Origin of the sequence: Microcoleus sp. MOSTC5 (genome assembly GCF_036701825.1) — a bacterium.
Taxonomy (GTDB): domain Bacteria; phylum Cyanobacteriota; class Cyanobacteriia; order Cyanobacteriales; family Microcoleaceae; genus Microcoleus; species Microcoleus asticus.
On sequence record NZ_JAUBRK010000053.1, the window covers coordinates 20548 to 41706 of the forward strand.

Consider the following 21159-nt stretch of genomic DNA (forward strand, 5'->3'; position numbering starts at 1 on the left):
AATTTGAGATTTTAGATTTGAGAATTTACTCCATGCTCGAAGTATTTAGAGTTCCGCCAGATTTACAAGAAAACTTAATCGCTTTCTGTGGCAGGCAAAATTGTTATAATCTTCACGAACTGGATCGTGTCAGGGAGGATTTGATCCAATATTGCGGAGCATATTTGCTGTACTACCAGGGCGACTTCTCAATGTATAACCTTATTAAACAGGCAAACTTGAGTAAGTGCTGTCTGCCAATCTATGTAGGTAAAGCAGCTCCGGGCGGTCGTCGGACGGGGCGTACAACTATTGGCAACACTCTTTACGGACGCTTGTCAGAGCATAGAAAATCTATCGAAGCTGTAGACAATCTAAAAATTGAGGATTTTGCCTTCAAAATCGCGCCGATGGAAATCGATTTAGTTTCATGGGGAGAAGCAGTGTTGATCCGTCACTTCAGCCCTGTTTGGAATAGAGAAATATCGGGATTCGGGATACATGACCCTGGAAGTGGGCGAGCAGGGCAAAAACGTTCTGTGTGGGATAGATTGCACATCGGTCGCACTTTTGCCACCAAGCTTCCTGTAGGAAATACTCCGCTCGATATTGATGCTTTGTCGGTTAGTATAACACAGCATTGTCAGCGGATGATAGAAGAGTTAGGGTGTCCTTAATTTGGTATCTGATTCGATAGTTTGCAGCCACAGGCTAGAATTAGGAAATAGATAAAATATTTTCATCCTCGATCATTTTCTTGTCGCGCCGCGCGCATAGTTTGGGGAAATACGCCTACTAAAAGTGCAAAAGGTTCATCGGGAATTTGTGCTACTGTTTCCCCATCAAAATATTGTTCAAACTGAGTTAAAATCATTTGTGCCCGTTCCAAAGCTGCCGGCTTTGCCGTTAACTGTTCCGTTAACCGCACCCAATGCCGCCGAATTCCAAAAGCTTTCTGTCTTTCTTCGGGAGATTGAGGGCAAACCAAACAAAAATCGCCCACGGGAATCGCCTGCTGAGAGTCAACATCAAAAGCACCCCCAACGGCAGCCCCAGGCCCGGCAAACTCCGCGTGGAAGCGTTTAATCAAAATTAGACCGTTCCGGCGACGGCTATCTACCATCAACAGCTTGCCGCTGTTGATTTCTGCGAGAATGTCAGAGGAGTGGGGGTGTTCTGTCAAATCTGTGCCAAGGTGTCGATGTCGCAAGTCCGGGTCAGCAGAAAAGCCGGCGCGGATAATATCGCTAGAGTTAAAATCAGAACTGGATGAAGTATCAAATCTGCGATACTCCAGCGATCGAGATTATTCATTTAAAGTTATAAATTAATACTGTCACAAGGTGGTAGCGTGAGCGCGATCGAATATCAAATGCAGGTAGAACAAGCAGTAGACACCCTGAAAGCGGATCTCCCGACGCTTTTTGAAAAAGACATCTCCTACGACATATACACAAAAGATGTTTATTTTCAAGACCCTGTTAACAAATTTAAAGGAAAAATCAACTATCGCATTATCTTTTGGACTTTGCGATTCCACGGACAGCTATTCTTTAGCGAGATTTACTTCGACCTGCACGACGTAAGTCAGACTGCCCCTGATACTATTGTGGCAAATTGGACTGTTCGCGGCGTCCTGCGGGTTCCCTGGAAAGCTCGGATTTTTTTTAACGGCTACTCTACTTATAAACTGGATGAAGACGGCTTAATTTACGAACATATCGACACCTGGGACAGAGAACCCGGAGAGATTTTAAAGCAGTTTTTCCGCAAGGGGGAGGATGCGAGCCCAGGATAAGTCAAAAAGGTCGATCGGGCCGCACCATCTGGGCCGGCAACCCAAGTAACTTATAATGTCTAAAATGATCATCATCCCTCAGATTCTTTTTCTGCTATTTGTAAAGTGCTAAAATGATTGTCGCCTCTGATTCATTTTCTGCTCTTTGCACTCCCGAAAAACATCATGGCTGATATTGTCGAGACTGCCACCAATGCCGGCTCTTTCAGAACGCTCGTAACTGTTATTGAAGCGGCTGGTTTGTTAGATTTATTGCAAAGTCCGGGCCCCTACACCGTCTTAGCACCAACTGACGAGGCATTTGCCAAAATTCCTACGAACACTATTGCCTCTTGGTTGGAAGACATACCCAAGCTCCAGAAAATTCTGACCTATCACATTCTGTTTGGCGAGGTTCTAACTGAGAACTTGCTTGAGTTAAGTTCTGCTGAAACAGTGGAAGGTTCTGTGGTGGGGATTGATACTTCTGACGGCATTAAAGTGAATGATGCTAAAGTTCTCACTTCAGATATTCTTGCCGACAATGGCGTCATTCATATCATTGATGCGGTGCTACTACCAGCAATGGTTGCAGCATAATAAAACTTGTGCTTTTACCTATAAATGTAAGGTGCGCAATGCGCACCTTACGTCTATAATAAATTTAGGATGAGCGGGGAAAATCACCGATAAATGTCGGGTGCGTCCGGAGTACATTACCCTACATTTTAAACTACTTACCCGAACCTAAAATCAAGCCCGATCGCGCCGGCAGCATCAATTCTAAATGTCGAGTTTCCCCTTCACCTTTCCAAACAAAATCGCCTTTCCCAAACAGCAACTTATCGTGAGGAGATTTCAAATTAGCTACCTCAAAGCTAATATTAGCTTCTTCTGTCGCGACATTGACAGCAACAACTATTTCTTCATCCCCCAGAATTCTCACAAAAACGTAAACCGTTCCCTCAGCAAACAGAATTTGGTAAGCTCCAGTGCGGAGGGCAGCGTATTTGTGGCGCAAAGCTATCAACTGCTTGTGGTAATCTAAAACATCCAGTTCCCAGCTAGCTTGTAAGGGAAAACCGCGGCGAGAATCGGGATCTAGAGCACCGGGCAAACCAACTTCATCGCCGTAGTAAATGCTAGGAGCTCCGGGAAAAGTTAACAGTAGCAAAGTAGCAAGTTCGACGCTAGCTTTATCGCCCCCAGCAATTGAGAGCAACCTAGCTGTATCGTGACTGGCCAACAAGTTAAGTTGAGTTAGCTGTATCGGCCACGGGTACAGTTCCAAAACCTGCTGAATTTTGTCGCCGTACTCTTTAGCAAAAAGTGGCGGATAGGGATGGTAAGAACGACCTTCAATTTGAGCTAAATCTACCCTGTCGCCCGCTGCAAAAGCAATAGTTGGCGCAGCAAAAAGATAATTCATCACCCCGTCAAATTGACTGCCGTCGAGCCATTCTCTCGCATCTTCCCAGACTTCGCCGACAATGTAAGCTTCGGGATTAACTGCTTTAACTCGTTCTCGAAATTCCTGCCAAAATCCCGGAGTTTTAATTTCAAAAGGAACGTCCAGCCTCCAGCCGTCGATGCCGAATTTAATCCAATATTCGGCGATTTCCATGATGTATTCTCGCACTTCTGGATTGTCGTGATTGAATTCAGGAAGTGCTCGATTCCCGTCCCAACCGGCATAGTTAGCAGGAAAATTGCCGTCGTAGGCGGATAGCGGCCAGCCTTCAATTTTAAACCAATCCAGCCAAGGAGAATGGGGGCCGTTTTCGAGGATGTCGTGAAAGAAGAAAAATCCCCGGCTGGCGTGGTTGAATACGCCGTCGAGGACAATTTTGATGTTGCGATCGTGAGCGGCATCTAGAAGCTCTTTAAAAGCCGGATTTCCGCCCAACATCGGATCGACTTGATAGTAGTCGTGGGTGTGGTAGCGGTGATTGCTGGCCGACTGAAATATGGGGGTGAAGTAAATTGCGTTAATACCTAAGTCTTGCAAGTAGTCTAGCTCTTCCATCACGCCCCACAAGTCCCCGCCTTTGTAGCCTTGGAGAGTGGGGATTTCGTGCCATTCTTCCCACATGAAGTTTTGCAGCAGGCGTTTGCGAGGCTGTTTGCTTTTGGCGAAGCGATCGGGGAATATTTGGTAGAATACCGCGTGTTTAACCCAGTCCGGCGTTTGAATTTGCATACACTTTTTTTAGCTTTTAGGGCTTAGGCTACAGTAGCAGAGGTTTCTAGGGGATCTAGCTTTTGGTAGAGAATAGACATTTAATCCAATTTTGTCGATCGACAAATTGTAAAAGCTTACACAAATTTGCAGTCAATCTCAGATTTAAAACAGACTCTACCTAGAAATTTATTGTCCCGGCGGGCGGCGCTTCCTGACTGCTGTGGAATCGGACAAACTCACACAACAGGAAAGCCAGCAACAAGAACGAGGTCGAACCCAAGCAGAACAAGGACGCCAGCGGGCCCAAACAGAGCATCAGCGGGCGCGGTGCGAGACCAGCCTTGAAAAAGAACAGCAGCGCGATGAGCCTGGATGGAGAAATTGCCAGAAGGGAGAATTAACCCGAGAAACTTGTAATTAAAAGCCCAAACCCCGAACCTTATTCTTTTGTTAAACTGCCGTTATTTATTGATGGGTATTTTAACTCACAACTCAAAACTCATAACTCCAGTCCCGAACGCACTCCCACTCTCATAAACCGGGTTTTTTAACTCTTATTGATGGTTTGAAAAAGTATTTGGATTAAACAACCCGGTTTCTGCGTTAGCGACTCGACTCATAACTCATAACTGATAACTTCCTTGCTCCCCCCCCTTGTCAAGAAGCCCTCACCATCCGACACTGTACTTGGAGAGTTCATCGACCCTAGGGAGAAAGTTCCTTGAAAAAAGTCTTAGCCATCATCCTCGGTGGCGGTGTAGGCACCCGCCTTTACCCCCTAACCAAACTGCGAGCCAAACCCGCAGTTCCCCTCGCAGGGAAATATCGCCTCATCGATATTCCTGTCAGCAACTGCATCAACTCGGAAATACTCAAAATCTACGTCCTCACCCAATTCAACTCGGCATCCCTCAACCGCCATATCGCTCGCACCTACCAGTTTACCGGCTTTACCGACGGATTTGCCGAGGTGCTCGCCGCCCAGCAAACTCAGGAAAATCCCAACTGGTTTCAAGGGACAGCCGACGCAGTTCGCCAATATCTCTGGCTGCTAGAAGAGTGGGACGTTGACGAATACTTGATTCTTTCAGGCGACCACCTCTACCGCATGGACTACCAGAAGTTTGTGCACAGACACCGCGAAACCAACGCCGATATCACCCTCTCGGTTTTGCCAATGGACGAGAAGCGAGCCTCGGATTTTGGTTTGATGAAAATCGACGACAGCGGCCGCATTGTTTCTTTCAGCGAAAAGCCAAAAGGCGATGCGCTCAAACAAATGCAGGTGGATACTACTAAACTGGGACTGACAGCGCAGCAGGCTCAGGAAAGTCCTTACATTGCTTCGATGGGGATTTACGTCTTCAAAAAAGAAGTTCTGATTAAACTCCTGAAAGAATCTCCAAACCAAACTGATTTTGGTAAAGAGATTATTCCGAATAATGCAAAAGAGCACAACGTTCAAGCTTATTTGTTTGACGATTACTGGGAAGATATCGGAACCATTGAGGCTTTTTACGATGCTAACTTGGCTCTGACAAAACAGCCTCAGCCTCCTTTCAGTTTCTACGATGAAAAGGCGCCGATTTACACTCGCCCGCGTTTCTTGCCGCCGACTAAGCTTTTAGATACTCACGTGACAGAATCGATTATTGCTGAAGGCTGCATTCTCAAACAGTGTCGGATCGACCATTCTGTGCTGGGAGTTCGATCGCGCATTGAAGCTGGATGTACGATTCAAGATACCCTGGTCATGGGTGCTGACTTCTACGAACCAGACGCCGAACGGCATTCTAGTTTAGACAACGGCGGAGTCGCCCTCGGTATCGGTGCAGATACTACAATTCGCCGTGCGATTGTGGATAAAAATGCCCGCATCGGCCACAATGTTCAAATAATTAATAAAGACCGAGTGGAAGAAGCCAACCGCGAAAACCTTGGTTTTTACATCCGCAGCGGCATTATCGTAGTCCTGAAAAATGCCACGATTCCTGATGGAACTATCATTTAGTTATTAGTCATTAGTCATTAGTCGTCAGTCATTAGTTTTTTAAATTAAAATCTGTTACCTGCTTTTCAAGTAACAGATGATAAATAACTAAATTAGTGACAGATAACCAATGACCGATGACTGATGACTGATGACGAAATTAAAATTTTTTATCTTATTATTAATGGAAACCGCTGATTTAGGTTGTCGAAATACTTCGCTTTATTCAAAGCATTGCACATTAATAAGGGATAGTCTATGTTAGGGCCTGCGGTGATACAGATATGTTCGCTCGCCGGCGTCTGGCGAATTGCTTCTGATTCTTGTATTTGCGATCGTAGCACGACTGACAAATGCGTTGCCCGTTTCTTAGTACAACACAACTCTCGGAACAATCTTTCCAATCGTCGCAGCAGCCGCAAGGCCAACTTAGCAAATAATTCATAATGTTAGCACTCTCGTAGCGTTAAAAACTTATCGCTCTACTATCCTATCTTAATTTTTTTAAAAGTGTGTGTTCTAGTTAACAGACAGCGGAGAGATTATGTTATATTACTTTGACTTAAATGTATTCAGATAGTAAAAAAATAAGATCGTATAACACCGCTCTGAGGTGAGGGAAAAATATCTCGAAAGATTGTGGAATTACTGCGCGTTTTAGGGTAGAAGTTCGCGATAATTCAGGCAGCAGATTCGACCAGAGTTGCTGATGAGAACTTTCTAGGATTTGCATGGGGTGAAAAGCTCATATCGACAAGTTCGATCGCACCGCGCCACAAAAAAAGTGCGATCGTCCGCGCCAGTCAACCCTCCTAGCCTCGCGCCATCAACAGCAGCAGCTTTCCCCGGTTCGTTTCAACCGGGTGGCAGCCTAAAGCTCTCGCCGCCTCCGGAAAGCCCCAAGGCGCACAACTCCTCAAAACTGATCGTGGCAATAGTTTCACCGTCTAAAAGCTCAAAGGTATAGTAACCGCCCGTAGGGTGAGGACGTTCTTAATTGATGAAACCATTGTTTTTCTTGTCGAATGCCGAAAGCATAACAGAGCCGGCTGCTCCGGCTGCCTTCAGCACGAGAGAGCCGAATGCTATAAAATCTCAAACAGCAGCGGAGTGCGGAAATTGCGATCGAACGCCAAGCAACAACCGAACTCGATCGAGTCCAAACCTTTGATAACCTATAATTTGAATGAGATGCCGCAGGCACTTTAGCCGCTGGCATCCAGCTAATTCGCCATCCTGCTAATTGGGGATTTATTCTTTCTAACAACTAACAACTAACAACTAATAAAGAGGGATTGCTTAATGGCTGCAACAGATTTTAAAGACTATTACGCTATTTTGGGACTCAACAAAACTGCTAGCTCTGATGAAATTAAAAAAACTTTCCGCAAACTAGCCCGGAAATATCACCCGGACATGAACCCTGGGAACAAAGAAGCCGAAGCTCGTTTTAAAGAAGTAAACGAAGCTTACGAAGTGCTCTCAGACCCTGAAAAACGCACAAAATACGACCAATACGGTCAATACTGGAAGCAAGCTGCCACAACTCCAGGCGGATGGCCGGGCGGGGGCACTACGAATGTAGACTTTGGCGGGGTTGACTTCAGCGAGTACGGCAGTTTTGACGAATTTATCAATGCCTTGCTAGGCCGCGCAGGTAGCAGTGCGGGTAGTGGGCGCAACGGCAAGTGGAATTACAGCAACTACCGCACCAGCAGCGGCGGGCCCACCGGTTTTGGCGGATTTGAAGATTTCGCGGGGTACGAAAACCGCACCGCAGGAAGCTCTCTCGACACCGAGGTCGCCATTTCCCTGACTTTGGGGGAAGCATTTCGGGGTACTTCCAAGCGTGTCGCCACAGGCGAAGTTTCGATTCCTGCTGGAGTGAAAACCGGCAGCAAAATTCGGATAAAAGGCAAAGGTCAAGTTGACCCGTACACGAAGCAGCAGGGAGATTTGTACCTAAAGTTAGAAGTTTTGCCTCACGCTTTCTTCCAGTTTGAGGGAGAGAATTTGGTCTGCGAAGTGCCGATAACTCCCGACGAAGCGGTGTTGGGAGCTTCTATTGAAGTGCCGGCGCCTGAAGGTCCCATCACTGTAAAATTTCCAGCCGGGATGCGATCGGGTCAGTCTTTGCGCTTGCGTGGGAAAGGATGGCCGAAACCGAAGAAAAACGAGCGGACTGATTTGTTGGTAAAAATTGCGATCGTGCCGCCGAAAGAACTCAGCACTGTCGAACGCGAGTGCTACGAGAAAATCCAAGCAAATCGTACTTTTAATCCTCGCAGTAATCTCAATCAGATGGTGCTTTGAAAAAACGTGCATTTCTCGGACGCAAATAATACCATTTCTTCAATATTCCCCAGGGACACAGCATTGTTGTGTCCCTACAGTATGCAAGCGCGATCTCATTGAAAAAAACCCCTGTTAACAAGTCAAATTTTCTTCGCCCGTAATTTGCAGTTTCCAACCTTCTCAAGACTCTTCACTAGCTCTTAGCTGAGTAGGTTGGCTACCTTGTTTGATGTTGATGCTAATTTTTTTAGCTCCTTTGTTCTCCAGGTCTCGGATGTAGCCGGTCGATCTGTCAGAAGCTTCCTGTCTGCTGTCATAGGGCCCAAAGTAATAGGTACGCTTTGGCGAATCTGTATCAACTTCTACCCACCATTCGTCGCGTCGAGTGCTGCTAGTAGGTTGAGCGAGCAGCCAAAAAGCAGTGAAAAACATACCCAACATAGAGATTTCAAACATATGTACCTCTGGGAATATTTAAGTAGTTTTTACTGATATAAATTTATCAATGCAACGGGAGCGATCGGCTCGTCCTCAGTGCTGATTTGATCCCGATAATTTTTGGCAGTTAATGGTGGGTAAACTCTGCTTTTTGGTGGAGAAGATGCCGAGTTTTAAGCCACCACTACAAATACAAAGTCCGCAAGGTAAGGACTAGGACAAGATGATGCTTAATATTATTGTTGAGGCTTCACTTAATGAAAAACTCAAACAGAACTTACACACTATTGACGCTCATAAACCGGGTTGTTTAACCGATCTCCCTCGCGATAGAGGGAGTATTTTGGTCAAAAAACCCGGTTTCTGCCGTCTGGACTCTCAAAATTCTTAAGCCGCTATTCCCTCTGAGAATTCACCGTCGCAAATCGTGAGTTCCGTAGGCTGACACTTTTTGATGCGGATGCTAACTCTTTTGGCTCCCTCGCTTTCGAGGTCTTCGATGTAGCCTGGAGTATTGCTGGTGGCTTCTTTGTCGGTGTCGAAGGGGCCAAAATAGTAGGTACAGTGAGGCAAATCTGTGACAATTTCTACCCACCATTTCTCGGGGCGGCGGGGGCTGGGTCCACTAAACACGGACAAGACTGCGACGTAGATACAAAATAAATAAAATCCGAGCATTTTTCCTCTTTTGGGGTTATTTATTTTCTCATAGGACTTACGCCCTCGCGACTCTCCTCAACCGGGTTGTTCAACTCCTGGCGATCGCCCTTTACCAGAGTTTAGTCCCTCAAACCCGGTTTATGCGTTTAGGACAATCTAATTTTACCAAGGTAATTTGTGCGATCGCATCAACCAGAGTGCTGATTTTGAGGGGAGAATAGAATCCCAGTGAATCAACTATTTTGCATTTAAATTGAAGCTTGATGGTGGGCTAGGAGTGGCGACCCCACAAGAGTTTAAGTACGCAGTAGTCGATCGATTAAATGCGCGACAGCTTACTTCGGGAAATACGCCGGAATATATAGAATTTCTTGGCCAGATGAGCTATGAAATCAAACTTAAGAACCTTGGCAACACAGGTTTCTGTGTATCCAATTTTTGTGAGGCAGGCTATATAGTCTAGGCGATTGCTTCGCGTATAGCTGACAGTGACTTATGGCTTAAGAACTTGGCAACACAGGTTTCGATGTACCCAATTTTTGTGAGACAGCCTATAGCGCGACCTTACGCGAGCAGCGCCAAAGCTTATAAGTCGCTAAAATACCAAAACCCGCGCAGGCGGGTTTTGTTGTTAAGCTATAAAATTCCTCAAACAAATCTGATTGGCCCACCTCAGCAGGCTGAGGTTTAGCGCTTGCCTTTGGGGAACTGTTCGATACCAGCCCAACCGTAGAAAACCAGCTCGTCGTTCTGAACTCGGCAGCGGTCAACCCGCAGTTGAGTGCCCTCTAAGGCAAATTTGTCTAAGTCTAGCAAGTTATTTACGTGGGCAATTATAGCTTGACCCAAGTCTACTGCTTGCCCGTCACCGCCGTAAGTAACGCTGACAAATTGGATTTTGCGGCGGTCTTCTACTTGCAATTGAGCTGTAATATCTATGTTGACAGGTTCGCTGGCATCGCCTACGGTAATTTCGGACTTAAGCCGAATGGATTTGTCGGCTCCGAAGCTGACTTCAGTGTTTTGAAAGTGCAGAGATTGCTCTTGATACATCAGCTTCTGGAGTTTTTCAACTACAAAAGGTGTATTGAATGAAGTGGTTAAATCCGATCGAGTTAAGACTACTCGCATATTTGCCTGGGTAGGCTGCCGCAATTTCACTTGACCTGCAAAAATCGCCCCAAAATCAATGGAGAGTGCTTGCAGGTAGAGTTCCATCACTTCTATGCGCAGGCCGTTGTACATCAACATACCTTTGCCAATGAAGTCGAAACCGTCGATGCTTCCCTGCAAGAGTTTGGCTACTGGTTCGACTCGGATGTTGGCTTCGGCCTTTTCAGAACGCTTGAATAAGGCTGCGATCGCAGCTCCTGCTACTTTACTAACAAGGCGATCGCCACTTTGACCTTGAAAGGATGTACTGCTAAACAAAGCTGCTACCATTTATTCGTTTGCTCATCTACAGTCGCCATTATAACCCTATATTAAGAAATGTAAAAATCGCTTGTGCTTATTCACTTCATAAGCAGATCTTGTTTTTTGTCTGTCTTCAAAACAACATTGTTGAAATTTAAAGGCTCAGGGGGGTGCCTTGGAGACAGGCGCGATCGAGCAACGCCCCATCCCAAACGGTTTGTTCGATCGTGGCGCAAAGCAAATTAGCCCCCGTCAGGTTAGCGCCGCGCAGTACGGCTCCATTCAGGATCGCTTCTTCCAAGTCAGCTCCCGACAAATCAGCGCCCGACAAATTGGCATGGCTCAAATCGGCGGAGTACAAAATTGCCCGAGCCAAATTCGCGCCCCGCAAATCGGCGCAGCGAAAATCGACACCGCTCAAATCCAAATTGCCGATGGATGCCCCCGTCAAAAAAGCACCCCCAAAACTTGCGTCGCGGACTAAAGCGTTAGCGAAGGCAGCTCCCCGCAAATCGGCATTCCGAAAATCAGCGCCTCGCAAGTCAGCGCCGGTCAAGTCAGCGCCGCGGAGGTTGGCTCGCAATACGGCCCGCTGCAAGTTAGCGCCGGCGAGATTAGCTCCACTCAAGTTGGCTTGAGATAAGTCAGCACCGGCGAGATCGGCTCCCGCTAAGTCTTTGCCGGCTAAATCAGTGCCGGCCAACATCAGAATTTTGCCTTTGCGTATGGCTTCGAGGTCATTAGTCATTAGTCAGTTGTCAGTTGTTGGTTGTCAGTTGTTGGTTAACACTCAACAGTCAACAGTCAACAGTCAACAGTCAACAGTCAACAGTCAACAGTCAACAGTCGAGTTATTTTATAATGCCGGAGCGGCCGCGGTCGTTCGATCGCCCAAATCCTCCAACCATACATTCGGCAGTTGACTCGGGCGAGTTGGTAACTCCATCAAACCCATTTCTGCCAGCCTGACGACGTTGCTGAGAGTTTCCACCAAAGCCGGATCGAAGCGAATGCCGCACAGTTCGCGGCACTCTTCTAAAGCTTCGCTCAAACTCAAAGCCGGACGATCGCCACGCGGTTGAGTCAATTCTTGAAAATGAGCGACCAACCCCAAAATCCGCGAAGCAACGGGTATTGTTTCGGCTCGCAAACCCTCTGGCCTGCCGCTGCCGTCCCAATATTCGAGTTGGTGCTTGACAATTTCCGCGACAGGTGCTAACTCCGGCATTGCTTGGAGCAGTTGGGAACCGATGAAACTGCGATCGCGCCAAAATGCTAGAGTTGCTGGGTCAAAAGCATCGGGAGTGCGATCGAACACCTCATTCGGGGCCGAAATTAAGCCGACTCGAAACAGCAATCCAGCCAGCCGCAGCCTGCGCAACTGCAAAGCCGGCAAATCCAGCAGTTGACCCAAAGTTTCCGACAAAGCCGCCACCTGCAAAGACGCTGTGGGGTTTGCGGTATCGCGTTCGTCTACGCGCTGGGCCATCCGCAGAAAAGCTTGAAGTTTGTTAGCGTTCAAATTCCGGCTGACCCGCAAAGCTTGACCTTCCAATTCCCACAACTCGCGGGTTTGGCGGTTAATTGCCACCATTTGCTGCTGAGAACTTTGCAGGTAAGTGACGATCCGCGATACGACGCCGCTAATGTCGGCCAAGGGCGGGCCTTTAGTTGCCAGGATTTCGTGGTGCATTTCCAGCAAACTGTCGGCCAGGGGCGAGTTGTAATGTCGCGTCTGTTCTATAAAAATTTCTGCAGCAGCCGACACCAAAGACTGGTCAAACGACCACAAACCGTAGAACTTTCGTTCTGTATCTACTTCGGGCTTGCCTTCTGGCAAGTATTCCTGGTCTGAAAGTTCGCGGCAAAGCACCATTGCTTTGTATGTCGGGGCGAGGATGATTAAATTCCATTCTTGGATTAAAGGGTCGCTCTCATCGAGATTTATTAAAGATACATTTTCTAATTGCCCGGTTTTGTGGGTAGCGAAACCGCTGTCGGCTACTGCTGCGATGACAACGCGCCGAGAGGCATTAGCAATATCTAGGTAGCGATCGGCTTCCTGTAAATACCATTTACCCTGCTGAAACGCCACCAAAACTAGGGGTTTGAGTTCTATCTTGTCCCCGCCGCTGGTTTGCAAAATGTGGTCTTCTAGGGCGTGACACAGGGCTACTAGGGTGTTTTTGAAGTATACCCCGTAGCTAGAAGGCAGTTTTCCGTCGGGAAGTGTAGCTTGTAGTCTGGCGAGAGTTGATTCTGAATTCATTGCAAAAAGCGGTGCCGGCTGTTATTTATTGTAGCGGGCGATCGAACTTATGGAAAAAACTTTTGGCAAAAATCCGACTTTTTGATTTTTCACCGCTTAGCAACCGAGTCAATGTAGAGTGCGCAATGCGCACTTTACTAATTTTAGCAATTTTGTAGAAACCCTCTGTCTTTGGCTGAGTTTTTTTAAGACCGGAAACCTGCCGAGAGGAAGACGCTAACTCAATTAAGTATTAACTACTATTTTTAAACAATATTATTAGGAATTCTGAGCGTGCTTCAAGAAAATAGGAGTTTAGGGGAACAGGCGATCGACAAAGTGGCCGAGATTGCTATTGCTAGCAAATTAGACGAATCGGAAACTTTGTCTGTCACAGTCAACACCGATGCGGGTCAGCTAGCCCAGGGAGAAGTAGAGGCCGTTGCCGTTGAGGGCAAAGGATTGGTAATGCAACAAGATTTGCGCGTGGAAGAATTGCAAATTCACGTCAAGGATATTGCTGTCAATCCCCTCACAGCTATGTTTGGCAAAATTGAACTGAACGGGCCTGCATTCGGTGGGGCGCGCGCCGTTTTAACAGAAAGCGATATCAACCGCGCTTTTAATTCCGAATACATCAGCAGGAAACTGAAAAACTTAAAAGTTACTGTTGACGGACAACTGCGGACAATAGACGTTAAAACTATTGAGTGCCAATTGCTAACCGGAAAAATCGCTTTAAATGCTGAGGTATCGGTGCGGGAAACGGCCTCCACGGAAAAGATTTATTTCACAGCAAAACCTGAGATCGCAGCGGGCGGTTGGGCAATTTCTCTCCAGGATGTCGAGTATCCCGAAAACAAGGAATTTTCGCCGGAGTTAACTGAAGCTTTGGCGGACAAAGCTGGTGAAGTTTTAAACTTGCGAAATTTTGAACTTGAGGGAATGTCCCTGCGAATTCAGCAACTAAATGTGGAAGCTGGTTTGCTGACTTTGCAAGCTGAAGCGAAAGTCGAAAAATTCCCTGAATAGCAGTAGCGTTCTGAGGTTAGTCGCTGGTAGGGCGCGTCAGTGGATAGGAGATTTTAGAGGTTAGATTTACTCCACAGATGAATCTGGTCTCTTGAACAAGAGTCTAAAATTGTTAGATTTTCACGACCTGAGTCGTTTGCAAGTATGCGTTTGTGGGCGGGGTCAAAAACCGAAAAGCTTGTGACATCTAGCAATTATTGGAACGCACGCACCCGAAAACTATGCTTTGAAACTACCTCCGCCCTTTTCTTGTCCGTCTGGTACGCGAGTTTCTCAACCAAAATTACTCTAGAAACCCGGTAAAAAAGCCGGGTTTCTAGATACCCGCGCGTAAGTCCAACCAAAAATAATCTCTCGAAGGCGATCGCACTTTTTAAATCCCTCTAAAGTTATAAAAAAAACGATAGCAATCCGCAGCAAAATATCACCGCCGTTAGAGGCAGGTATGGGCAGTTTATTTTTACTCTTAATAAGTAGTAGTAAAAAATTGGAAAAATTTTGTGAACACTGTAACTGCTTTTTTTAAAAGACTGGGTATCGGTCAATTTTTGACTCAATTTTTGACTGTATTTATGGCAGGTTTGCTGCTGTTTACCAGCACCGCTTGCAATGCCGGCGATGTTCGAGGTGCCCGGCCTGAGAATCCTCCCGTTCAAGCTGGAGGAATGAATAACCCTCACAAGGCTGGCGGTGATGGATACACGAATTATAAAACATCCACCGATCCTAAAGTAAATCAGTCGCCTGCTCAAGCAGAAAAGAATCGGGCTGATTTGTCGATTATGGGCGATCGGCTCCTGGCCTCGACTACCGCTGAATCTAATTCCTCAAAGCTGCTTTATCCGGGCTCTGCACCGATGGAAACTGACAAGTTCGACTCCGAACTCGGCGGAGATAAAGCTCTCTTAGAAGCGCCAGACGGACAGCCAGTTAAGGCTCAACCTGTATTCGACCGCAGCGATCCCGATGCCAATATTTTAGAGAGAGTAGGCGCCGCCTTTAAGGATGCTTCTGGTTTCCTCAAAGATAGCGCTGAAGATGCCAAGGAAAGCTCAGTTACGAAACTCAATCCGCTGCAAAAATAAGTCGCTGGGACTAAAGATGATGTAGGGGCTATCTGAAATTAGCCCCTACGTAAATAATATTACTTATTGAAACTAGATAAACGCTTTTAGACTTCCTATCTGCTCAACAAGATTTAGGACATTTATGTTTTTTTCATAAAATCTAGCTCAAGATCTTTTACATTTTATAAAATTTAGGTTGCGAATTCGGAAGAGTATTTCTGGTAAATTTCGAGCGGGTTGAATAAATCTAAAACATAAATCTAAAACATATTGATTAAACTTAACTATTTTACCATACATAAAACTGACGGGGTTGTTGCTTTCGTGAGCGGCTTCTGCTAGCAACTGTGCTAACCTCGACATTTGTTAAGAGTAAATTAGCTGAAGATGCCAAGGAAAGTTCCGTTACCAAATTTAAATTTTTGGGTTTTTCTGCATAGGCAGGAAAAAGGCTAAACACTTTTAGGCGTAAAGGAGTGTTGTAAAGATGGATCAAATACCAGATAGCTCCTACATAATTGGAGAGCTTTTTATAAAATAACCGAGTTTTTATTACAAGAGCGAAATACAGCGCTTCCCACTGTAGAATGGTACAATAAATAATAACAAAATATCATCTTGTATTCAAAACTAATGAAAACATATTCCCTCGCTCTAGAAAAAAAATAGTTATAGCACATTTTGCCCAAAAGGTGTCAAGCGAGGAAAGTAGCCCTCACGTTTGGTGTCAGCAAAAGTCTCGTTCAAAAACTGGTAAAACAACAACAAACCGAGGGAGATTTACAACCTAAACAGAGGGGGAAACCACGATTCAGTCACCTAACAAATGCTGAAGCAATCATCAGAATACTGGTGCCTGAGCATCAAGATGCTACTTTGGTAGAGCTATGTGAATTATTTGCTATTAAGACGGGAAATTGGGTGAGTCGGACGGCAATGTGTCGCCAAAGAGAAATTAGGACTCAATCGTAAAAAAAAACATGGCGCCGTAGCCAAGCCGGGACTGAAAGAGTCCAAAAATTAAGAGTCGAGTATTGGGAAAAGATCAAAGATATCGATCCGAAAAATGAGCGTATTTTTGGATGAAACTGGTATTCTACGCTCGACTGAGCAGAACTCATGTCCGTTCACAGCGCGGGACAAGAGCATACCAAAAAAAAGCATTTTATCGGGGTGCTCTCATTCACAGCTATTGGCGCAATTAGTATGAATAAAGTGTTGGCGTTGATGACAATGAATGATGCAATGGATGGACAGGCATTTGCTATATTTATTCAGCATTTTTTATGTCCTCAATTATGGAAAGGAGCGGTAGTAGTGATGGATAATTTACCCGCCCATAAATTAGCATCAATCAAGCCAATGATTGAATCTGTAGGAGCCAGTATTATTTGTTTATCCCCATACTCTCGCCTATTTTAACCCAATAGAACGCAAGGTTGTCGCAACTAAAATCTTTTTTGCGTATGTTCGCTCCAACTACCACGTCCATCATGATCGATCAAATAATTGCAGTTGCCCTGAACTTAATGAATCCTCAACATTTAAGAAATTGGGAAAGCTAATTGTTGCTACTGTACTTCATAACAGCAGGAACCGCTGTATTCCCAACAGCAAGTTGCAAGAGCAGAACATTCGGAACCTGAGCCGTTTCATTCCACCAGTCTATTTCTCAATCCCCCTCCTGTTCTTGTCAAACTGCAATTCGGAAGCCGCCAAGCGAACGATGGAAAAAATTATCCGTGCCAATCCCGATACATTCGGCAATATTGATACCAAACTGAAGTGCCTGGAACGATATTTCAAATGGGAAGACGATGAAAATAACTTTCATGCCAAAAAAGAGAATGGGCGGGGCGGATACTGGCAGAAAATGAAGTAAATCTGAAGCTAGAAGAAATTAAAGAAACACGGGAAGCCTGGGTGGTAATGTTGCAATTTGCTGAGAATGGTAGATTAAGTCAGGATGACATTGAGACAGTCAAGCAAGAATATCAGGATCTCATAAATCTGATAGGGCTGGAAGTCATCGTTTTGGAATCGTCAAAACACAAGCGGAGATTTTATCGGTGGAGGCGATCGCACTACTTCATCCAATTCAAAGAAACGAATTCTCCTAACTCGCTCATCAGACGCTGAATCTCAAGATAACTCCAAAGCTGTAGTCAAGGTCTAAATTCCTATGATTAAATCAATCGCTTGCTTTTCAAGAACAGCTAAAATTAGGATGTCCAATTTATTCTAAATTATGAGATTTACCAAAATTTTTCTATTTTTAATAAAACATCGGTATTTTTAGGCTTTTCACTTAGAAGTCAGTGCCTGCCGAATTTAAATCCCGGGCTAACAGCTTGCACTTTGTGGGAAATGATATCTTGCATCAATGTCAAGAAAGGGATAGATCGCTCATCCCCCCAGCGATCGCTCCCTTTCTTGATATTAGTGCTTTCTGGTCAATTAAAACTACTCAGTCAAAGCCTTTATACATAGGGTAAGGCGCGCCGAGGCGCACCCTACGGCATAGATATGCAAGGGTAATTCCTATTCCTCTTAAAGCTTTTTTCGCTCTAAAACAGCTTGGTTCTATTTTTTCTTTGACTCAGAAACATCGGCAATCAAATCGTCTTTATCAACTTTCGGTACAAAATCAGGGCGTTCTTTGGCTTCCCAACCGGGGGGTCGCTTGGAGTTGTACCAGGCGATGGAGCCGATCGTAACTGCGGCAACAAAGCCAACACCAAGAACTGCTATTGGAGCGGTCAAGCTGACACTTGATTCCGGCACTGGCTGCTGCATCAGCAGATCGATCATTACTCGCTTGATGGGTGCAACAAGAACTGCCATGGGAGTGGTCAAGCTGATATCTATCATTAGGCTAAATCCTTATCTACTCTACCTTTACATTATCTTAAGTGCTAATGCCGTTTTGTTGATATATCTGAAGACAGAAAAAGTGACAGAATTGCCGCCATAATGGTTAGAGGTTGAAAATAGGAGAGCTGATTTTATGCCGTTGGGGACAATAGCATTGCTGTTGGCTGCTAGTTTCAGCCTGGGTGCTTTACCGCTAACGGGATGGGCGGTGCGAGTGTTTAGCCGCCGAGATTTGAGGGGGCTGGGCACGGGGAATGTGGGCGTGTCGGCAGCTTTCATTCACGGGGGGAAATTAGCGGGAATTGCTGCGGTGTTGGCGGAAATTGCCAGGGGTATTGTGCCAGTGTTGGCGGGGCGATTTTGGTTTCCAGATGCACCTGCGATCGCGATCGCCCTGTTAATTCCGCTAGTTGCGGGCAGATATGCGATCGCCCGAGGTGGAGGCGTGACCAACGCTGTTTGGGGTCTTTTGGTATTTTCGCCGCCGGTGGCTGTTTCATCGGGCATTTGGGGGCTGCTGGTGTGGGGTTTGGCACAGCGGTGGTGGGGTGAGGGCGATCGGGCGAGACTGTTTGCTTCCCGTTGCGGGTGTCTGTGTACCCCAATCTGGGTTTGGGTGTGGCGACAATCAGTGTCCGAATTTTTAGCAGCAGCAGGATTAGCTGTTTTGTTAGCAGCAATTAATTTCAGTCAGGGTGATGATATGGCTTTATCTAAATCCGATCAATTGTTTTCTCTTGATGACTCGTTAGATGCTGCAATCTGCGGCGATAAAGCTGCTAAATTGTCTCAACTGAAACGCGCCGGTTTTAACGTACCTGCTGGTTTTATATTGTCATCCAAGGAAGAAGGAAGTTCGGCAACGGATTATGTAACGGATGTAACGGATGGAACCAAGAAGGAAGAAGGAAGAAGGAAGAAGGAAGAAGGAAGAAGGAAGAAGGAAGAAGGAAGAAGAAAGAAGGAAGAAGGAAGAGGGGAAAAGATAAATACCGAGCATTTATCAATTCCTGATGCTTTAATCCAAAACATCAAAGCACAAATCCCCGATCGCATAATTGTTCGCTCTTCTGCTGCAGGAGAAGACGGGGATCTTAGTTCAGCGGCTGGACAATATCAAACCATTGGGCCTGTTTCAACTCAAGCAGAATTGCTTGATGCAATTAATCGCTGTCGCCAGTCTTATTGGACTTCCGAAGCTGTGGCTTACCGCCGACAGCGACACTTGCCAGACACGCAAATGGCTGTATTAATTCAGCCTTATATTGACAGCCAGTTTGCGGGAGTCATGTTCAGTCGCAATCCTTTAGATGGTGGTTCCCAGGTAATTATAGAAGCTTTACCGGGAGGAGCAGAATCTGTGGTCGGCGGCCAATGTACTCCGGTTCATTTAGAAATTGATTTTAGTAAATCTGAATCATTAGAAAAAAAATTAACAGAACTTAAAAGTAATTCAATTATTGCTCAATCCCTTTTAGCAGAATTGGTGAAACAAGCGCAAGCAATCGAAGCTTTTTTTCACGGAATCCCGCAGGATATTGAGTGGAGTTGGGACGGGAAAGAAGTTTGGATTGTGCAAAGCCGCCCGATTACAAATTTACAGCCGTTTTGGACGCGAACTATTGCAGCCGAAGTGATTCCCGGTGCAATCCGCCCCCTAACTTGGTCGATTAACCGGCCGCTGACTTGCGGGGTGTGGGGAGAGATTTTTCAGGTGGTTTTGGGCGATCGCGCGATCGGCTTAAACTTTAATGAAACAGCAACTTTGCTGGGTTCTCACGCCTATTTTAATGCGACTTTGTTGGGCGAAATTTTTCGGATGATGGGATTGCCGGAACAGGGTTTGGAATTTTTGCTGAGAGGGCAAAAGATGGGCAAGCCGCCTTTGGGGAAGATTTTGCCAAATTTGCCTGGTTTGTGGCGTCTGGTGCAGCGGGAGAGGGCGCTCAATGCAGATTTTGAGGTCGATCGTACTTCTATTTTCCTCCCGGCATTGCAAAGTCTGGAGAAAGAAGTGAGATGTTCGGCAACGGATTTAACGGAATTGTTGGAGAGAGCGGAGCAAATTCAGGAGTGGCTGAAACCGATTACTTACTACAATATATTAGGGCCGATCGGGCTGGCTATTCGCAAGGCAATTTTTCGCGTTTCCGATGAGTGGCTCAACAATGACAGCGCTCCTGAAATTGCTTCTGTACGAGCTTTGCAGCAGTTGGCTTATAAATTGTGGCAAGCTGCTTTTTCGCAGTCTGAAGGAACAGTTTCAATCGCAAATTTAGCACAGACATTTGCGGAAACTCCGGCTTTACAAGCAGATTTTGAAAAGTGGCTTGATATTTACGGATATTTGAGCGAAGTAGGAACGGATATCGCTGTTCCCACTTGGCGAGAACAGCCGGAAATTTACCAAAAACTGCTAATAACTATGGCTCAAAAAGCCGAAATTAATTTAGTCGAAAAGCGTAAATTAGACTTGACTTTTGGGCAAAAGTGGCGGCTAGATAAATGTCAGGAAAGAGCGCTCGTCAAAAACGAAATTAGCGAAATTTACGCACGGTTGTTGGCTCACCTGCGCTGGACTTTTTTAGAGATAGAAGCTTGCGGATTGGCAATGCAGGTGTTTCAGGCAAGCGGGGATATTTTTTATCTGGAATTTGGGGAAATTCAGCAGTGGATTCGCAGCGGCGCGAGTGTTTCTTTTCAGGAGACAATTAGCCAAAGGCGCGATCGCCTGTTAGCCGATCGCGATCGTCCGATTCCCCCTGTAGTCTACGGCAATTTGCTGCCAAATTCTCAAAAAAGGTCGATCGAACCTGCAACATCCGCAACTAATATCATCCAGGGAATTCCCGCAAGTATTGGCCGTGTCGAAGGCTTTGTCAAGATTTGCCGCACCGCGAGTACAGATTTAGGAGAAAATGCGATCGCAGTAGTTCCTTACACCGATGCAGGTTGGGCACCGCTGCTATTAGGAGCAACAGCAATTATCGCCGAAGTTGGCGGCCAATTGTCTCACGGAGCAATTATCGCTCGCGAGTACAAAATTCCCGCAGTTATGAATATTTCTGAAGCTACAACTCGCTTGCGAGACGGTCAAAAAGTCCGAGTAGACGGGTATCTCGGCACCGTAGAACTGCTGGAATAAACGGAAAGAAAAATGTAAAAACTTGTTTGTAGGTAGGGACACGGCAGTGCCGTGTC

23 protein-coding genes are annotated in these 21159 nt (G+C 45.9%); 14 read left to right on the forward strand and 9 right to left on the reverse strand.

The window, feature by feature from the left end; genetic code table 11:
* Positions 1–32 precede the first annotated feature (32 nt).
* Positions 33–656 carry an Eco29kI family restriction endonuclease gene (locus QUA54_RS24965; protein WP_333416745.1) on the forward strand — a complete coding sequence of 208 codons (624 nt, stop codon included), beginning with the start codon at positions 33–35 and terminating at the stop codon, positions 654–656.
* A gap of 62 nt (positions 657–718) precedes the next feature.
* Here QUA54_RS24965 and QUA54_RS24970 read toward each other — a convergent pair whose 3' ends face one another.
* Positions 719–1162: a hypothetical protein gene (locus QUA54_RS24970; protein WP_333416746.1), complete on the reverse strand. Its 444-nt coding sequence runs from the start codon at positions 1160–1162 to the stop codon at positions 719–721.
* Entirely contained in the window at positions 1159–1293 is a 135-nt protein-coding gene (locus tag QUA54_RS24975) for a hypothetical protein (protein WP_281363560.1), read from the reverse strand. The genes QUA54_RS24970 and QUA54_RS24975 overlap by 4 nt, the downstream gene beginning before the upstream one ends.
* A 58-nt stretch (positions 1294–1351) precedes the next feature.
* Between QUA54_RS24975 and QUA54_RS24980 the strand changes: the two genes are divergently transcribed.
* Both QUA54_RS24980 and QUA54_RS24985 read left to right on the forward strand, forming a co-directional pair.
* On the forward strand, positions 1352–1777 hold the full coding sequence (locus QUA54_RS24980) for a DUF2358 domain-containing protein (RefSeq protein ID WP_333416774.1): 426 nt from the start codon (positions 1352–1354) through the stop codon (positions 1775–1777).
* Between the two features lie 165 nt (positions 1778–1942).
* Positions 1943–2356 (forward strand): fasciclin domain-containing protein, encoded by a 414-nt coding sequence (locus QUA54_RS24985; protein ID WP_333416747.1) that lies wholly within the window; start codon positions 1943–1945, stop codon positions 2354–2356.
* A 133-nt stretch (positions 2357–2489) separates the two neighbouring features.
* Here the strand turns inward: QUA54_RS24985 and QUA54_RS24990 are convergent, their stop codons facing one another.
* Positions 2490–3956 (reverse strand): glycoside hydrolase family 13 protein, encoded by a 1467-nt coding sequence (locus QUA54_RS24990; RefSeq protein WP_333416748.1) that lies wholly within the window; start codon positions 3954–3956, stop codon positions 2490–2492.
* A 202-nt stretch (positions 3957–4158) separates the two neighbouring features.
* On the opposite strand from QUA54_RS24990, the gene QUA54_RS24995 reads away from it, so the two are divergent.
* From QUA54_RS24995 to QUA54_RS25015, 5 genes are all read left to right on the forward strand, one after another.
* Complete coding sequence (locus tag QUA54_RS24995; protein WP_333416749.1) at positions 4159–4359, forward strand: hypothetical protein; 201 nt, start codon at positions 4159–4161, stop codon at positions 4357–4359.
* Positions 4360–4659: 300 nt separating this feature from the next.
* Positions 4660–5949: a glucose-1-phosphate adenylyltransferase gene (locus tag QUA54_RS25000; RefSeq protein WP_172190067.1), complete on the forward strand. Its 1290-nt coding sequence runs from the start codon at positions 4660–4662 to the stop codon at positions 5947–5949.
* A 715-nt stretch (positions 5950–6664) separates the two neighbouring features.
* A complete protein-coding gene (locus QUA54_RS25005) occupies positions 6665–6895 on the forward strand; it encodes a hypothetical protein (RefSeq protein WP_333416750.1) in 231 nt (76 codons plus the stop codon).
* A gap of 33 nt (positions 6896–6928) precedes the next feature.
* Positions 6929–7099 (forward strand): hypothetical protein, encoded by a 171-nt coding sequence (locus QUA54_RS25010; protein WP_333416751.1) that lies wholly within the window; start codon positions 6929–6931, stop codon positions 7097–7099.
* Between the two features lie 131 nt (positions 7100–7230).
* Complete coding sequence (locus QUA54_RS25015) at positions 7231–8241, forward strand: J domain-containing protein (RefSeq protein ID WP_333416752.1); 1011 nt, start codon at positions 7231–7233, stop codon at positions 8239–8241.
* 162 nt (positions 8242–8403) lie between these two features.
* Here the strand turns inward: QUA54_RS25015 and QUA54_RS25020 are convergent, their stop codons facing one another.
* From QUA54_RS25020 to QUA54_RS25040, 5 genes are all read right to left on the reverse strand, one after another.
* The gene (locus QUA54_RS25020) at positions 8404–8679 is read right to left on the reverse strand and encodes a DUF1816 domain-containing protein (RefSeq protein ID WP_333416753.1); all 276 of its coding nucleotides are present in this window, start codon (positions 8677–8679) and stop codon (positions 8404–8406) included.
* A 369-nt stretch (positions 8680–9048) separates the two neighbouring features.
* On the reverse strand, positions 9049–9339 hold the full coding sequence (locus QUA54_RS25025) for a DUF1816 domain-containing protein (RefSeq protein ID WP_333416754.1): 291 nt from the start codon (positions 9337–9339) through the stop codon (positions 9049–9051).
* Between the two features lie 669 nt (positions 9340–10008).
* Positions 10009–10764, reverse strand: coding sequence for a DUF2993 domain-containing protein (locus QUA54_RS25030; protein WP_333416755.1), 756 nt, complete (start codon positions 10762–10764; stop codon positions 10009–10011).
* 127 nt (positions 10765–10891) lie between these two features.
* Entirely contained in the window at positions 10892–11485 is a 594-nt protein-coding gene (locus QUA54_RS25035) for a pentapeptide repeat-containing protein (protein ID WP_333416756.1), read from the reverse strand.
* 108 nt (positions 11486–11593) lie between these two features.
* Complete coding sequence (locus QUA54_RS25040; RefSeq protein WP_333416757.1) at positions 11594–13006, reverse strand: DICT sensory domain-containing protein; 1413 nt, start codon at positions 13004–13006, stop codon at positions 11594–11596.
* A 273-nt stretch (positions 13007–13279) separates the two neighbouring features.
* Here QUA54_RS25040 and QUA54_RS25045 point away from each other — a divergent pair, with 273 nt between their 5' ends.
* The 5 genes from QUA54_RS25045 to QUA54_RS25065 all read left to right on the forward strand — a co-directional run bounded on the left by QUA54_RS25045 (position 13280) and on the right by QUA54_RS25065 (position 17223).
* A complete protein-coding gene (locus QUA54_RS25045) occupies positions 13280–14017 on the forward strand; it encodes a DUF2993 domain-containing protein (protein ID WP_333416758.1) in 738 nt (245 codons plus the stop codon).
* A 500-nt stretch (positions 14018–14517) separates the two neighbouring features.
* Positions 14518–15102 (forward strand): DUF6658 family protein, encoded by a 585-nt coding sequence (locus QUA54_RS25050; RefSeq protein WP_333416759.1) that lies wholly within the window; start codon positions 14518–14520, stop codon positions 15100–15102.
* Between the two features lie 1101 nt (positions 15103–16203).
* Positions 16204–16506 carry a transposase gene (locus tag QUA54_RS25055; protein ID WP_333416760.1) on the forward strand — a complete coding sequence of 101 codons (303 nt, stop codon included), beginning with the start codon at positions 16204–16206 and terminating at the stop codon, positions 16504–16506.
* 130 nt (positions 16507–16636) lie between these two features.
* Complete coding sequence (locus QUA54_RS25060) at positions 16637–16966, forward strand: hypothetical protein (RefSeq protein ID WP_333416761.1); 330 nt, start codon at positions 16637–16639, stop codon at positions 16964–16966.
* Between the two features lie 41 nt (positions 16967–17007).
* Positions 17008–17223, forward strand: coding sequence for a hypothetical protein (locus tag QUA54_RS25065; RefSeq protein ID WP_333416762.1), 216 nt, complete (start codon positions 17008–17010; stop codon positions 17221–17223).
* Positions 17224–17667: 444 nt separating this feature from the next.
* Here QUA54_RS25065 and psb35 read toward each other — a convergent pair whose 3' ends face one another.
* A complete protein-coding gene (psb35, locus tag QUA54_RS25070; RefSeq protein ID WP_172191125.1) occupies positions 17668–17880 on the reverse strand; it encodes a photosystem II assembly protein Psb35 in 213 nt (70 codons plus the stop codon).
* A gap of 211 nt (positions 17881–18091) precedes the next feature.
* Between psb35 and QUA54_RS25075 the strand changes: the two genes are divergently transcribed.
* Positions 18092–21103 carry a glycerol-3-phosphate acyltransferase gene (locus tag QUA54_RS25075; RefSeq protein ID WP_333416763.1) on the forward strand — a complete coding sequence of 1004 codons (3012 nt, stop codon included), beginning with the start codon at positions 18092–18094 and terminating at the stop codon, positions 21101–21103.
* Positions 21104–21159: the final 56 nt, after the last annotated feature.